Genomic DNA, 13,837 nt, shown 5'->3' with positions numbered 1-13,837 from the left:
GGTCTGGGGTGCGCCCCCCGAAACGACTCTGACGACGATCGGCAGCATGGAACAGAGGAGACCTGATGAGACTCGTGGGCTGGACCGGCGGCCTCGCCGCCGCAGGGCTGTTGCTGGCCGGGTGCGGGGGCGGACCGGCCGGCGGCGGGGGCGCGATCAGCGACGACAAGGTGGTGCTGGCCGTCCTGAACGACCAGTCGGGCATCTACGCCGACACCTCGGGCACCAAGACGGTCGAGGCCGTGCAGATGGCGGTGGCCGACTTCAAGGCCAAGTACGGGGACAAGGCGGTGACCGACGAGATCGAGGTCCTCTCCGCCGACCACCAGAACAAGCCGGAGATCGCCAACTCCAAGGCGCAGGAGCTCTACGACCGGCAGCGGGCCGACGTGATCCTGGACGTGCCGACCTCCTCGGCGGCGTTCGCCGTCGCCAACATCGCCAAGAACAAGAAGAAGGTGTTCATCGACGTCGGTGCCGCGAGCACCGAGCTGGAAGGCGAGCAGTGCAACAAGTACACCTTCCACTACGGCTACAACAGCTACATGCTGGCCCACGGGACCGGTACCGAGGTGACCAAGGACGGCGCCGACAACTGGTACATCATCTACCCGGACTACGCGTTCGGGGAGGACATGCAGAAGACCTTCACGAAGGCGATCGAGGCCGCCGGCGGCGGCGTGGTCGACACCGACCCGACGAAGTTCCCCAACGACAACTTCGCCACGTTCCTGCTCAAGGCGCCGGACCTCGACCCGAAGCCGAAGGTGCTCGGCACCATGCACGCCGGCGGTGACCTGATCAACCTGGTGAAGCAGTACAACGAGTACAAGCTCAAGGACAAGGGCATCGATCTGGCGGTCGGGCTCCTGGTCATCACCGACATCGAGTCGCTCGGACCCGACGCGCTGGCCGGGACCCGCTACACCGACATGTGGTACTGGAACCTCGACGACAAGGCCCGTGCCTGGGCCGACGAGTTCCAGGCGAAGGCCGGCCAGCGTCCCACCGCCAACATGGCGGGCAACTACTCGGCGGCCATGCAGTACCTGGAGGCCGTGCAGCGGGGCGGCACCGACGACTCCGACAAGGTGGTCGCGCAGCTGGAGGGCCACGAGTTCGAGGACATGTTCGCCCGCAACGCCTCCATCCGCGCCGAGGACCACCTGCTGCTGCACGACGCGTACCTGGGGGAGGTCAAGCCGTCCGGCGAGGTCAAGGAGGAATGGGACTTCGTCGAGATCCTCAAGACCATCCCGGCGGCGGAGGCGTTCCAGCCGCGGCCCGACGCGGCCTGCAAGCTGTAGGGGCCCGGCGTGCTCCAGCAGGCGTTCAACGGGTTGGTGGGCGGGGCGTTCTACGCCCTGCTCGCCCTCGGCCTCGCCGTCATCTTCGGGATGCTCGGCGTGGTCAACCTCGCGCACGGCGCGTTCTACATGCTAGGCGCCTTCGGCGCGTTCATCGCGCTCGACACGTTCGGGTTGAGCTTCTGGGTGTCCCTGGTGCTCGTCCCGCCGCTGCTGGGGGTCGCGGGGATCGTCCTGGAACGGTTGTTCATCCGGCGGCTGACGCCGCTGGATCCGCTGTACAACCTCCTTTTCACCTTCGGGCTGGGCCTGATCCTGCAGGACCTGGTGAAGCGGGAGTACGGGGTGAACTCCCAGCCGTACCGCAGGCCGTCCGGACTGGACGGCACGATCGACCTCGGGCTGTTCACCTATCCCGCCTACCAGGTGTTCGTGCTCGGGACGGCGGTGGTGGTGTGCCTCGGGGTGTGGCTGGTGCTCACCCGTACCCGTGTCGGGATGATCGTCCGGGCCGCCACCGAGCGGCCCGAGCTGGCCCGGGCGCTGGGCATCGACGTCGGCCGGTGGGTGACGCCGGTGTTCGGGTTCGGTGTCGCGCTGGCCGCGTTCGCCGGGGTACTGGCCGCGCCGATGCGGGCGATCAACCCGCTGATGGGCGCCGACCTGATCATCACCGTGTTCGCGGTGGTGGTGATCGGCGGGCTGGGCTCGGTGTTCGGCTCGGTCGTCGCGGGCTTCGCCATCGGGGTGGTGTCGGCGCTCGGCAACCTGTACGTGCCGGCGCTCTCGCAGACCCTGGTGTTCATCCTCATGGCCGCCGTGCTGCTGTGGCGTCCGGCGGGGCTGTTCGGACGTGAGGAGGCGTTCAGATGATCCTGTCCAGGCTGGCCCGCTCGGGCCGCGGCGGGACGGTGCTGCTGGTGATCGGGCTCTTCGCCGCCCTGGCCCTGCCCTGGCTGATCTACCCGCCGGTGGCGCTGGACATCGCCTGCTGGGCGCTGTTCGCCGCGTCGGTGGACCTGCTGCTCGGCTTCACCGGGCTGCTGTCGTTCGGGCACGCCGCGTTCTGGGGCGGGTCGGCCTACTGCACCGGCCTGATCGCGCTGCACACCGGCATGCCGTTCCCCGTCGCCATCGCGGGCGGCGCGGCGTTCGCGGCGCTGTTGGCACTGCCCATCGGCTTCCTGTCGGTGCGGCTGACCGGCATCTACTTCGCCATGGTCACCCTGGCCTTCGCCCAGATGATCTACTTCATCGCCAACCAGTGGCGGGACGTCACAGGCGGCGAGAACGGGTTGCAGGGCATTCCTCGGGAGCTGTTCGGCCTCGACCTGTCCGACCCGTTCTACTTCTACTACGCGGGCCTGCCGTTCGCGCTGGCCGGGCTGTTCGCCGCCTGGCGCATCGTCCGCTCCCCGTTCGGCCGGGTGCTGGTGTCGATCCGCGACAACCCCGCTCGCGCACGCGCCCTGGGCTACCCCGTCGACCGCTACAGGCTCGTGGCGTTCGTCCTGTCCGCCGCGCTCGCCGGGACGGCCGGGGGCGTGTTCGCCATCGGCCACGGCTTCGCCTCGCTGGAAGGGGTCTACTGGACCACCTCCGGGCAGGTCGTGATGATGGTCATCCTCGGCGGCATCGGCACGCTGTGGGGCGGAGCCGTCGGGGCGGCCCTGATCGTCCAGCTCCAGGACTACCTGGCCGGCGCCGGGTTCCAGGAGACCGGGATCGTCACGGGCACGATCTTCATCGTGATCGTGCTGCTGTTCCGCCGGGGCATCTGGGGGACGGCCGCCGACCTGCCGGTCTTCCGGCGCGCGGCCGCCCCGTCCGGCGGCGCGGCGGAGGAGCCGAGGAAGCCCGTCGACACGCCGGCCTGACCCGGCCCGTCGCGATCCCGGCCACCCCCCGCTCTCTTGACCGGCCCTCGCTTGTTGACCGGGTCAGCCCCGGGGGCCCGGGCTCTGGAGATGGTGCAGGCGCAGCGCCAGCTGGATCTCCAGGGCCCGGTCGGGCTCCTGCCAGCCGTCGCCGAGCAGGCGGCCGACGCGGTTGAGTCGCTGGGTGACGGTGTTGACGTGGATGTGCAGGCGCTCGGCGGTCCTGGACAGGCTGCCCCCGGCGCCGAAGTAGCCCTCCATGGTCCGGACGAGGGACGTCCCGCGGCGGGCGTCGTAGTCGAGCACCGGGCCGAGCGTCGCCCGCAGGAAGCCGCCGACGTCGCGGTCCGCGCCGATCAGCAGGCCGACGAACCCCAGCTCGCGGGCGGCCGCGCCGCCGTCGCCGCGGCCGAGGGCCAGCAGCGCGTCGGCGCAGCGCTGCGCCTCCCGGTGGGCGGCGGGAAACCCGGCGGGGTCGCGCACCGGCCCTGCCGCGCCGACCGTGACGGGCACCGCGAGCGTGGCACCCAGCTCCCTGGAGATCCGCTGTGCCGTCTCGCCTGGCTCGTCCCCCGGCAGCAGGAGCACGACCTCCTCGCTGTGGGCCGCCGCCAGCCCGTGCGACACGGCGGCGTGCGACGCCGCCCAGAACGCGGCGCGCCTGCGCTGCTCGGGCGAGGCGCAGCGGACCGCGAGCACGACATGGGAGGCGTCGAGGTCCACGTTCACCCGGCGGGCCCGCGCTTCGAACGCCTCGGTCCCGTCCGCCCGGCCGCTCAGCAGGTCGTCCAGCAGCTCGCCCCGCACCCGCCCCTCCGCCTCGGTCGCGCTGCGCCGCAGCAGCAACAGCAGCGCGGTGACCAGGGCGGCGCGTTCCAGGATGCGCCGATCCGCGTCGGAGACCTCCTCCGCCGTGCGCAGCGCCAGTGTGCCGAGCACCTCGTCTCCGGTGGATATCGGGGCGATCCACAGGTCGCCCCGCCGCACCGTGCGGCCCCTGGCCCGCGCGGAGTGCGCGGCGGCCATGACACCGGAGAACTCGTCCTCGGTGAGCGGGGCCGGGTCGCCGGAGGCGGCCAGCGGACGGCCGTCGGCGTCCAGGACGTGCAGCGACCCGCCCAGAACCTCGGTGACCACCGCGGCCACCTCCCCGGCGCCGCCGCCGCGCACCACCAGGGCGGTGATGCGGTCGTGCGCCTGGGCCGCCCGCTCCACGGCCGCGCTGCGCGCCCTGACCTTCGCGCCGGCCGTGTTCAGCTCCTCCAGCGCCCTGCGGTTCTCCGCCAGCAGCCGGGCGTTGTCGATGGCCACGGCGGCGTGCGCGGCCAGCGAGCCCAGCAGCACCGCCTTCTCCTGGTCGAACGGACGCTCGCTGCGGTTGGCCGCGTACAGCACGCCGATCACCCGGCTGCCGAGCCGCATCGGCACGCCCAGGATCGCGACAAGACCCTCCTCGGCCACCGCCTCGTCGATGAAGGTGCGGTGCCGGAACTGCGGGTCCTTCAGGTAGTGGTCGCTGCTGTAGGGCATCGCCGTCTGTGCCACCAGCCCGCCGAGCCCGTCGCCCAGCGGGACCCGCAGTCGCCGGAACGCCGCCGAGACCGCGCCGTCGGTCACCCTCATGCGGGTGTCGCCGGGCTCGTCGTCGTTCAGCGTCATGTAGGCGACGTCGGCGTTCAGCAGCCGCCGGGCGCGGTGCACGATCGCCTCCAGGATCGCGTCGTGGTCGCGCAGCGCGGCCAGCTCGCCGGCGGTGTCGAAAAGCGCGGCCAGCTCGGCCTCGCGGCAGGCGTACCGCTGCATGATGGCGCGGACGCGCAGCGCCGCGAGCTGGGCGGCCTCCAGTTCCGCCAGCGCCTCGGGGCCGGCGCCCGCCGCGCGGGCCGCCACCAGCGGCCCCTCGAACTCGGCGGGGGAGGCCTCGCGGGCCAGCAGGTCGAGGAAGACGGTGGGCGGCGTCGGGGTCATGGTCGGGTGCAGCGTCACTGCCCAGTTCATCGGTGCTCCGTCCGTCCGTGTCCGTACGTCAGCGGCTGGTGGGCGTCACAACGAGATGCCTCCGTCGACGGGCAGCACGACGCCGGTGATGTAGGAGGCCTCCTCCGAGGCCAGGAACGCCACGGCGCCGGCTATCTCCGACGGGTCGGCGAAGCGGCCCAGCGGGGTCTCGGCGGTCAGCTGCGCGAGCTTCTCCGGGGGGATGGAGGCGATCATGCGGGTCTGCGCGTTGGGCGAGATCGCGTTCACCGTGACGCCGAACCGTGCGAGCTCCTTGGCCGCCGTCTTGGTGAACCCGATGATCCCGGCCTTGGCCATGGCGTAGTTCGACTGGCCCGGGTTGCCGCGCAGGCCGGTGTAGGAGGTGACGTTGATGATCCGTCCCCCGCCCTGCCGCCGGAAATGGGGTACCGCGGCGCGGGTGAACCGGAAGGTCCCGCCGGCGTGGACCGCCATGACGGCCTCGTAGTCCTCGTCCGACAGCTTCCACAGCACGCCGTCGCGCAGGATGCCCGCGTTGTTGACCAGCACGTCGATGCGGCCCGCGCTCGCCACGACCCGCTCCACCACGTCGGTGACCTGGGCGGTGTCGGAGACGTCGGCGACCAGGCCGACCGCGCCGGTCTCGCTCTCGGCGACCCTGACCTCCGCCGCGTCGGAGTCGACCAGGTACACCTTCGCGCCGGCGTTGTGGAAGTGCTCCCCGATGGCCCGGCCGACGCCGCGGGCCGCGCCGGTGACGACGACGATCCGCCCGGCGAAGTCGAACGTCAGATTCGCCATCTCTCTCCTTCGGCCGCTGGACCGCAACTAACTAAGCGCATAGTCAGGTCTGCGGGGTGTTCTTGTCAACAAGCCGGCCCGGCGGCCGGGTCTCTCACGGCCGGGCGCGGTCCTGCTCCTGGTAGCCGGACGCCTGGAGCCGGAACAGCCGCGCGTACCGCCCGCCCGCGGCCAGCAGCGCGTCGTGCGGGCCGTGCTCGGCCACCCGCCCGTCGGCCAGCACGACGATCGTGTCCGCGTCCCGCACGGTGCTGAGCCGGTGCGAGATGAGCAGGCCCGCCCGCCCGGCGCGGTGCTCGCGCATCCGCCCGTGCAGCTCGGCCTCGGCCGCGGCGTCCAGGCCCGCGCTCGGCTCGTCCAGGATCAGCAGGTCGGTCCGGTCGCGGAGGAGGGCGCGGGCGAGCGCGACCCGCTGCCACTGCCCGCCGGAGAGCAGCACCCCCGTGCCGGGATCGTCGTAGGCGGGCACGTCGAAGGCGCGCGAGAGCATGGTGTCGTAGCCGCGCGGCAGCGCGGCGAGGGCCTCGTGGATCCCGGCGCGGCGCGCGGCGGCCACGATGCGGTCCCGGTCGCCGAGCGCCGCGGGGTCGCCGAGGCCGATGTTGTCGGCGGCGGTGAGGTCGTAGCACACGTAGTCCTGGAAGATCCCGCCGATGCGGCGCCGCAGTTCCTCGACCGGCAGCTCGCGCAGGTCGACGCCGTCCCACAGCACCGCGCCGCGGGTCGGGTCGTAGAACCGGCACAGCAGCTTGACCAGCGTGCTCTTCCCCGCGCCGTTCGCCCCGACCAGCGCGGCCGTCCCGCCCGCCGGGATCGTCAGCGACACGCCCCGCAGCACCCACGGCAGGTCGTCGCCGTAGCGGAACCAGACGTCCCGCAGCTCGACGCCCTCGCGGAGCGGCCGGACGGTGCGGGCCCGTCCCCGCGGTGCCGCCAGGTCGGGTTCGGCCTCGACGACGTGGCGGTAGTGGCCGAACAGCAGCATCGCCTCGTGCGTGCGGCCCGCGCTGCTGATCATGATGGCCAGGCCGTCCTGGACGCCCGCGACGGCCGCGACGAACATCGCCACGTCCCCCACGGTCAGCCGGCCGTTCCGCGCGGCGTCCACCGCCCACACCAGCCCCGCCCCGGCGACCACGGCGCCCAGCGCGCCGTGCAGGCCCTGGACGAGCAGCTCCCGGCGGTCCATCCGGCGGCGCTGCGCGTTGATCCAGCGCAGCTCCGCCAGCATCCGCGCGCCGAACAGCCCGCCCAGCCCGTACAGGCGGACCTCCTTGGCGGCGCTCGTGCTGTTCAGCAACTGGGCGTAGAAGAACTCGCGCCGGGTGGCGTGCCCGAGCCGTCCGTGGACGCGGGCCCGGTAGCGGCTCAGCCGGACCTGCCCGTGCAGCGCGACCAGCCCCGCGAGGCCGACGGGCAGCAGCATCCACGCGTTCAGCACGGCGAGGGTGCCGAGGAAGCCGCCGAGCATGAGCGTCCCCTGCAGGCCCGCGAGCGTCCCGCCGACCACCTCCGCCGGCCCGGACGACCCGGTCTCCCCGGCGAGCGCGAGCCGGTCCTGGAACCGCGGGTTCTCCAGGTGCCGCAGCCCGGGCAGCCGCGCCACCGCCGCGTAGAGGCGCCGTCGGCACAGCAGGTCGATGGCCCGCTGCAGCTCCGCCTCGACGTAGGGGACCGCGTGCGGCAGGACGGCCGCCGCCACACCCGCCAGGGCCAGCAGCAGGACGGGTACCAGCAGCGGGCGCCCCGGCTCGGCCAGCCCGTCCAGGATCGTCTTGGTCAGCCAGGCCAGCGTCACCGGGACCGCGCTCGCCACGACGGCCAGGACGACCCGGAGCAGCAGCCGTCCGCGCCCGGCCGACCAGGCGAGCTCCGCCACCGCCCGCAGCGAGCCCGCCGCGTACCGGGGCCGTTCCTCGTTCATGCGGGTGCCCGGCTCACGCGGGCGTGTCGTCCGCGACCGGGAGCTGCTCGGGGAGCGCGTAGCTGGCCACCACCACGTCCCCGGCCAGGACGGCGAACGCGGGAAGCGCGCCGACGCCGAACGCCTGGACGAGCGGCCCGCCCTCCTCGTCCTCGGTCAGCACCCGCGCCACCGGCGCCAGCTTCGCGCACAGCTCGTCCCGTCCCGGGCCCTTGCCGAGCACCACCGCGAGGACGCCGTCCCGGCCGCCGGGGGCCGCGCCGGCGCGGGCGAGGAACTCCGGCAGGCTGTGCTCGCACGACTGGCATCCGGGCGCCATGAACGCCAGCAGGGTGGTGTCCCGCAGGCCGGCCCTGGAGACCGGTTCGCCGTCCACGGTGGCGACGGCGAAGTCCCCGACCCGCTCGCCGGGCGCGATCTCCAGCGGCGGGGGATAGCCCCGCCCGGCCGGCGCCCGGCCCGGTTCGGCCAGCAGCCGGCCCTGCTCGTTGAGCCGCCGGATCACCGCGAGCGTGAGCGCGATGTCGACCAGGCACAGCACACCGACGACCATGATCGCGGCCGTGGACACCGTCATGGGGCCTCCTCGCTGGTAACGGCCAGGGGCCGGACGAGATCGGCGATCTCCTCCAGCTCGGTCAGCAGCAGCGCGGTCGCCGCGCCGGCGACCGCGGCGAGCACCGCCGCCGCGTCGAACGGCGGCGGCCCGTCCCCGGCCACCGCCGTCACCGCGCCGCAGGCCGCGGCCGCCAGCAGCACCAGGTTCCGCGCGACGTGCGGGACGCCCGGCGGCCGGCGGCCGGCGCCGAAGCACCGGCACGGCACCCGCACCCGGCGGCGGATCATCGACACCACCGCCGCGGTGAAGCCGGCCAGCAGCAGGGCGGCGGCCAGGAAGCCGGCCGGGACGAGCGGCGGGACCAGCAGCGCCGCCGCGGTGGCCGCCTCGGCGGCGACCGCTCCGGCGGCGGCCGGGGCGGCGAGCGGCGCCGGAACCCGCACGGCGCCGGACAGCCAGCGCCGGAAGTCGGCGAAGGCGGCCCGGCCGGCGGCCTTCGCGGCGCAGGAGCGGGCGAACGCGACCGCGACGACCGCCTGGCACCCGATCGTCAGATACGGCATCGCCCCGGCCACGCCGCCCGCTCCCTTCTCCGGTGCACTCAGTACCCGACCTGCACCGCGTCCCCGCGCCGGAACGGCCCGCCCCGCTCCAGCAGGTCGGCCATCCGCGCGGCGAGCGGCAGGCCCAGGTCATGCTCCATCCACATGAACTGGCCGGCCGGGTTGACCTCCAGGAACACGTGCTCGCCGTCGGGCGTGACGATGAAGTCGACCGCGGCGTACACCGCGTTCAGCTCCGCGAGCAGCGCCTGGGTCCGCTTGACGACCTCCTCCGGCAGCGGGTGGTACTCGCCGTAGGGCAGGACGGCGACCTCGCCCGCCTCGCCCCGCCAGTCCACCCTGGTGGAATCCATTTCCTGCGAATTGATCGTCACCGGGAAATAGGTGTTCCCGATGACGGTGAGCCGGACCTCGTACGCCTTTTCGATGTACTCCTGGAACATGCACATCGTGTGGCCCACCCGGTCCAGATTCTCCTTGATCTCGTCGCCGACGACCGCGGTGAGGAGCCCGCCCGGGAATGCGCCCGGGTAATGGATCACCCCGCCTATCTGCGATTTGTAGACGATCGGGGCGCCGGCCCGCTCCAGCAGGTCCGCCACCTCCCGCGGATCATTGGTGAGCAGCGTCCGCGGCACGCGGAACCCGAGCCGCTTGGCGAGCTCCAGCTGGTACGGCTTGAGCTCCCCGATCGCGTCGATGTCCGGCCGGTTGACCCAGAGGCAGTCGGTCGCGCGCAGGATGCCGCCGATGGCCTGCATGGCCTCCTTGCGCGCGAACAACCGCTCCGGTTCCGGCATGTCCGGCCCGAAGTCGAAGCCGGTGGGCCGGCGGTACCACACCCCCGAGAGCCGGTCGAGGTCCAGCTCCCGGTCCCGGTGGCGCAGTATCCGCCGGCCGCCGTCGCCGAAGTCCGAGGTGGTGAACGTCAGCCGGCGCGGGAAGTAGCTCAGGTCCACGCGCACGACCTCGGTGCCCCGTTCGGACAGGGTCGTGATGACCGGATCGACCGTCGGGTCGAACTCCTGGGTCAGGATGAGGACCCGGGGATCGGATGCCGTCATCGGGTCACTGGCACGTGTCGTCCCGGCAGCGGTCCGATCCCGCATAGCAGCTGGTGTTGGTGTAGGTGGCGATGCCCGCCGTCGGCATGCCGGGAGGCGCGACCCAGGTCTGGGTCTTCTCGTCGTAGTGGCCGGGCATCCGGTCGGCGGCCTGGCCCTCCCAGTCGGCGGAGTAGAGGTAGGCGAGCGGCTGGAGGCGCGGGTCGGCCGGCTCCTGCGGCTCGACGTGCACCCCTTCGAGGAAGGAGAGCGCGGTGTGCAGCGGCTCTCGGGTCAGGGTGTCGGACATGGACCAACCTCCTTCGTCACCGCGTGCGCGGCGACCTTCGGCCTCCCGTCATGGCGCGGGTGCCACGACGGAGCTCAAGGGGCGGGGCGTGCCGCCGGAACCGTGCGCTCAGGGCGGAACCGCGTCGGACGGTTCGGTGATGCCGGGAATCCCCGTCACCTCCCCGGAGAACCGCCACACGAGGCCGGCCTCGTCGAAATGGCCGGCCGTGAAGACGAGGTCGTGCTCGGGCTCCCCCTCGGAGACCACCTCGTACAGGTAGGCGAGCGGCGTGCCGCGCGCCTGCCTGCGGTGCGCGCGGACGTCCGCCGGAACGGCCCGCACCACCAGCGAGCCCTCCTGGATCTCCGGGCGATCGAAGCGGAGGAACGCCGGGCCGCCCGGCAGCGGGTGCTCGTCGTGGGCGCCCGCGCGGGGGTCCCCGGGACCTGGGCCTTCGATCACGGACGCATGGTGACCGATGACCGCTCTCAGTCCGCTCTCAGTCCGCTCTCACCCGCTGCGCGACGCCGATTCGGCGGCGGCCGTGCATTACGTCCGCCAGCCGCTCGCCGAGGTCGTGGAGACCGTGCGCCGCGGCCTGCTCGACGACCGTCGCGAGCGCCTCGTCCTCCGCCTCGAACCAGGCGGCCGCCCAGGGCGCGGGGCCGGGTGCGCGGGCGGCCAGCTCGGCGCGGTGCAGCCAGCCGCCGTACGCGCTGCGCAGCGCCGCCTCCCGCGTCCGGGGCCGCTCCGCCGCCAGCGCCAGCTCCCGCGCGTGGAGCGCGAGCAGGCCGGGCATGCCGTACCGGACCTGGCCCGCCGCGTCCTCGCCCAGCGGGTCCAGCAGCGCGGCGTCCGCCAGGGCCTCCAGGTGGGCGCGCGCCGCGTCGGGGCCGGTGCCGAGGGCCGCGGAGGCCGCCCACTCCGGGAAGGTCGCCGTGCGCAGCAGCCCGAGCAGCCGGAACGCGCGCCGGTGGGCCGGGTCGAGGTCCCGGTAGTTCTCGTGCAGCCGGGGCCGCACCGCGATGCCGCGGACGGCCAGCTCGTCCATCCTGCGGTGCTCCGGCCGCAGCCGCTCGGCGAGCCGGGCCGGGCTCGCCCCCGGCCGGCGCGCGAGCCGCGTCCCGGCGATCCGCACCGCCAGCGGCAGCCGGCCGCACATCCGGACGATGTCCGCCGCGGCGGGATCGGCGGTCACCCCCTCCCGTCCCGCGGCGCGGCCGAGCAGCGTCAGGGCGTCGGCGCGGGGCGGCGCGTCCAGCCGGAGCGTGCGCGCGCCGGTCAGCCCGGCGAGCGGGGCGCGGCCGGTGACCAGCACCGCGCAGCCGGGCGTTCCGGGGATGAGGGGGTGCAGTTGCGCGTCGTCCATGGCGTCGTCGAGGAGCAGCAGGATGCGGCGGCCGGCGGCGCGGGAGCGGAACAGCGACGATCTCTCGTGCAGGGAGCGCGGGATGCGGGCGTCGGCGACGCCCAGGGTCCGCAGGAAGGCCGCCAGCACCTCCGCGGGGTCCACGGGCCGGGAGCCGGGGCCGCGCAGCACCGCGTACAGCTGCCCGTCCTCGAACCGCGCCGCGGCGCGGTGGGCCACGTGGACGGCCAGTGCCGTCTTGCCGACGCCGGCCGTTCCGTGGATCACCAGCAGCAGCGGACCGCAGCGGTCGCGGCCGGACCCGAGCGAGGCGCACAGCACGGCGAGCTCGTCCCGGCGGCCGGTGAAGTCGCAGAGCGTCGCGGGCAGCTGCCGCGGCACCGGGGCGAGCTCGCCGTGGCCGTCCAGCGCCGCCGCGTGCGCGTCCAGCACCTCGCGGGACGGCGGCACGCCCAGTTCGTCGGCCAGCCGCCGCCGCACCCGCTCGACCTGGCGGAGCGCCGCCGCGTTCCGGCCGCAGGCCGCCAGCAGCCGGATGAGCCGCGCCTGTAACGGCTCGTCGTAGGGGGCCCCGGCCGCGGCGTCCGCCACCGGCGCGAGCGCGGCGCCCGGCCGGCCGAGCCGGAGCGCCAGGTCGGCCAGCGCGCCCGCGCAGTCGATCCGCGCCTGCTCCAGTTCCCGCACGGCCGGGTCGGCGGCGACGGGCTCCGGGCGGCCGCCCAGCACCGGCCCGCGCCATTCCCGCAGCGCGCCGGCCAGCAGGGCGAGCCCGCGCTCCGGATCGTCGGTGCGGGCGTGCGCGGCGACCAGGGCGCGGAACCGGCCGACGTCGACGGACCCGGCGGGGACCGCGAGCCGGTAGCCCGATCCCGCGTGCTCGAGCCGTGCGTCCGGTCCCACGGCGGTGCGCAGCCACGTCCGGAGCCGGGTGGCGGCGCACTGGAGGGCGCGGCGGCTGCCCCGGTCCGCGCCCCAGGCCAGTGTGAGCAGCCGGTCCTCGCCCACGATGTCGCCGGGGGTGAGCAGGAGCGCGCTCAGCAGGGCCCGGACGCTCGGCCCGGGCAGCGGCACGAGGCGCCCGCGGGAGCGCACGGCGAGTTCCCCGAGAACGAGGAATTCCACGTCCTCCGGATCAATGCCGCCTGGATCCGGGTCGCCAGGGTTTCCGGTCAGAAGGTCGTCGGCGGGGTCGGCCATCGACAGCGCCCTTCGTCGTCCCAATCGAGATCGACGCTAGTACGGTGCCCGATGGCGATCCAGGCTTTTGAGTCGCCATTTCTTTTTATGTCTCCGGCGCATGGGAATGAGTGATCCGCCGTGCGCAAGGAGTGGCCTTCCGGAAAATGCCGGACGCGCCGCACTGATTTCGCGGTGAAGACGGTTTCAGCGGGCCGTGTCGGGGGCCACCAGCTTCAGTGCGAGGTCGGCGTAGAACTCGCCGAGCTGCTCGGGCGAGTCGGCGCCGTCGAGCCGGTACCAGCGGACGAGGTCGATGCTCAGCGACAGCATCGCCCGCGTGACCCGCTTGACGTCGACCTGCGCGAACGAGCCGTCGGCGACCCCGCGGACGACGGCGTCGCGGAAGAACTCGTTCGTCCGGTGGCGCAGTTCCAGCACCTCGTCGTAGTGCTCGGCCGTCAGGCCGGCGAGCTCCATCTGGCAGACGCGCGCGACCACGTGGTGGCGGGCGTGCCACGCGGTGTACGCGGCGATGATGGCGCGGAGCCGGTCCGCCGAGTCCGCCACGGCCAGGATGGACGGGTTCTGGACGCTCGCGAGGGCACTCTCGTGGCCGACGCGGATGATCTCGTAGAGCACCAGCTCTTTCGACGGGAAATGCACGTACAGCGCGGCCGGGCTGAGGCCCACGCCCTCGGCGATGTCGCGCGTGGTCGTGGCGTGGAAGCCATTGGCGGCGAAGCAGCGCACAGCCGAGGTCAGAAGGCCGCGTTGAACCTCCCCCAGCTCCCCCCTCCAGAGGTCGGGGGAGTGGTCCCGCAGCCTGGGGTCTTCTGCCAGGTCCTGTGCGGTGAATCGGGCCTGCCGTCTGGCCATCCGCCCCCTCGCCTTCTTCGAAGTGCCGACGATGTGCATGGTCCCAGAAGCGGTTCACGGTGGCGTC

General features: G+C 73.7%; 13 protein-coding genes. 3 read left to right on the top strand and 10 right to left on the bottom strand.

The window, feature by feature from the left end:
* Positions 1–65: 65 nt before the first annotated feature.
* From E1289_RS04600 to E1289_RS04590, 3 genes are read left to right on the top strand one after another with little or no spacing between them, the layout of a single operon-like run.
* Positions 66–1,307, top strand: coding sequence for an ABC transporter substrate-binding protein (locus E1289_RS04600; RefSeq protein ID WP_131975586.1), 1,242 nt, complete (start codon positions 66–68; stop codon positions 1,305–1,307).
* 9 nt (positions 1,308–1,316) lie between these two features.
* Positions 1,317–2,180 carry a branched-chain amino acid ABC transporter permease gene (locus E1289_RS04595; RefSeq protein ID WP_131975584.1) on the top strand — a complete coding sequence of 288 codons (864 nt, stop codon included), beginning with the start codon at positions 1,317–1,319 and terminating at the stop codon, positions 2,178–2,180.
* Positions 2,177–3,184, top strand: a complete 1,008-nt coding sequence (locus tag E1289_RS04590; RefSeq protein WP_131975582.1) for a branched-chain amino acid ABC transporter permease — start codon at positions 2,177–2,179, stop codon at positions 3,182–3,184. The genes E1289_RS04595 and E1289_RS04590 overlap by 4 nt, the downstream gene beginning before the upstream one ends.
* Before the next feature lie 63 nt (positions 3,185–3,247).
* Here the strand turns inward: E1289_RS04590 and E1289_RS04585 are convergent, their stop codons facing one another.
* The 10 genes from E1289_RS04585 to E1289_RS04540 all read right to left on the bottom strand — a co-directional run bounded on the left by E1289_RS04585 (position 3,248) and on the right by E1289_RS04540 (position 13,770).
* Positions 3,248–5,182: a GAF domain-containing protein gene (locus E1289_RS04585; protein WP_243712605.1), complete on the bottom strand. Its 1,935-nt coding sequence runs from the start codon at positions 5,180–5,182 to the stop codon at positions 3,248–3,250.
* Between the two features lie 45 nt (positions 5,183–5,227).
* On the bottom strand, positions 5,228–5,965 hold the full coding sequence (locus E1289_RS04580) for an SDR family oxidoreductase (RefSeq protein WP_131975580.1): 738 nt from the start codon (positions 5,963–5,965) through the stop codon (positions 5,228–5,230).
* A 94-nt stretch (positions 5,966–6,059) separates the two neighbouring features.
* Positions 6,060–7,889 (bottom strand): ABC transporter ATP-binding protein, encoded by a 1,830-nt coding sequence (locus tag E1289_RS04575; protein ID WP_131975578.1) that lies wholly within the window; start codon positions 7,887–7,889, stop codon positions 6,060–6,062.
* A gap of 13 nt (positions 7,890–7,902) precedes the next feature.
* Positions 7,903–8,466: a hypothetical protein gene (locus E1289_RS04570; RefSeq protein WP_131975576.1), complete on the bottom strand. Its 564-nt coding sequence runs from the start codon at positions 8,464–8,466 to the stop codon at positions 7,903–7,905.
* Entirely contained in the window at positions 8,463–9,023 is a 561-nt protein-coding gene (locus E1289_RS04565; protein ID WP_131975574.1) for a MauE/DoxX family redox-associated membrane protein, read from the bottom strand. Before E1289_RS04565 ends, E1289_RS04570 begins: the two co-directional genes overlap by 4 nt.
* 26 nt (positions 9,024–9,049) lie before the next feature.
* On the bottom strand, positions 9,050–10,075 hold the full coding sequence (locus E1289_RS04560; RefSeq protein ID WP_131975572.1) for an MvdC/MvdD family ATP grasp protein: 1,026 nt from the start codon (positions 10,073–10,075) through the stop codon (positions 9,050–9,052).
* Positions 10,076–10,079: 4 nt separating this feature from the next.
* Positions 10,080–10,364, bottom strand: a complete 285-nt coding sequence (locus tag E1289_RS04555; protein WP_131975570.1) for a hypothetical protein — start codon at positions 10,362–10,364, stop codon at positions 10,080–10,082.
* Between the two features lie 108 nt (positions 10,365–10,472).
* Positions 10,473–10,808, bottom strand: a complete 336-nt coding sequence (locus E1289_RS04550) for a hypothetical protein (protein ID WP_131975568.1) — start codon at positions 10,806–10,808, stop codon at positions 10,473–10,475.
* A 37-nt stretch (positions 10,809–10,845) separates the two neighbouring features.
* Entirely contained in the window at positions 10,846–12,936 is a 2,091-nt protein-coding gene (locus E1289_RS04545) for an AfsR/SARP family transcriptional regulator (RefSeq protein ID WP_131975566.1), read from the bottom strand.
* Positions 12,937–13,098: 162 nt separating this feature from the next.
* Positions 13,099–13,770: a TetR/AcrR family transcriptional regulator gene (locus E1289_RS04540; protein WP_131975564.1), complete on the bottom strand. Its 672-nt coding sequence runs from the start codon at positions 13,768–13,770 to the stop codon at positions 13,099–13,101.
* Positions 13,771–13,837 lie beyond the last annotated feature (67 nt).

This window comes from Actinomadura sp. 6K520 (genome assembly GCF_004349245.1).
In the GTDB taxonomy this organism is placed as follows: Bacteria; Actinomycetota; Actinomycetes; order Streptosporangiales; family Streptosporangiaceae; genus Spirillospora.
This window is presented reverse-complemented; position numbering and strand designations above follow the sequence as displayed.

Coding starts and splice junctions, on each gene's coding strand:
- E1289_RS04600 (WP_131975586.1), top strand. CDS start 66: ATGAGACTCGTGGGCTGGACCGGCGGCCTCGCCGCCGCAGGGCTGTTG.
- E1289_RS04590 (WP_131975582.1), top strand. CDS start 2,177: ATGATCCTGTCCAGGCTGGCCCGCTCGGGCCGCGGCGGGACGGTGCTG.
- E1289_RS04585 (WP_243712605.1), bottom strand. CDS start 5,182: ATGAACTGGGCAGTGACGCTGCACCCGACCATGACCCCGACGCCGCCC.
- E1289_RS04580 (WP_131975580.1), bottom strand. CDS start 5,965: ATGGCGAATCTGACGTTCGACTTCGCCGGGCGGATCGTCGTCGTCACC.
- E1289_RS04575 (WP_131975578.1), bottom strand. CDS start 7,889: ATGAACGAGGAACGGCCCCGGTACGCGGCGGGCTCGCTGCGGGCGGTG.
- E1289_RS04570 (WP_131975576.1), bottom strand. CDS start 8,466: ATGACGGTGTCCACGGCCGCGATCATGGTCGTCGGTGTGCTGTGCCTG.
- E1289_RS04560 (WP_131975572.1), bottom strand. CDS start 10,075: ATGACGGCATCCGATCCCCGGGTCCTCATCCTGACCCAGGAGTTCGAC.
- E1289_RS04555 (WP_131975570.1), bottom strand. CDS start 10,364: ATGTCCGACACCCTGACCCGAGAGCCGCTGCACACCGCGCTCTCCTTC.
- E1289_RS04540 (WP_131975564.1), bottom strand. CDS start 13,770: ATGGCCAGACGGCAGGCCCGATTCACCGCACAGGACCTGGCAGAAGAC.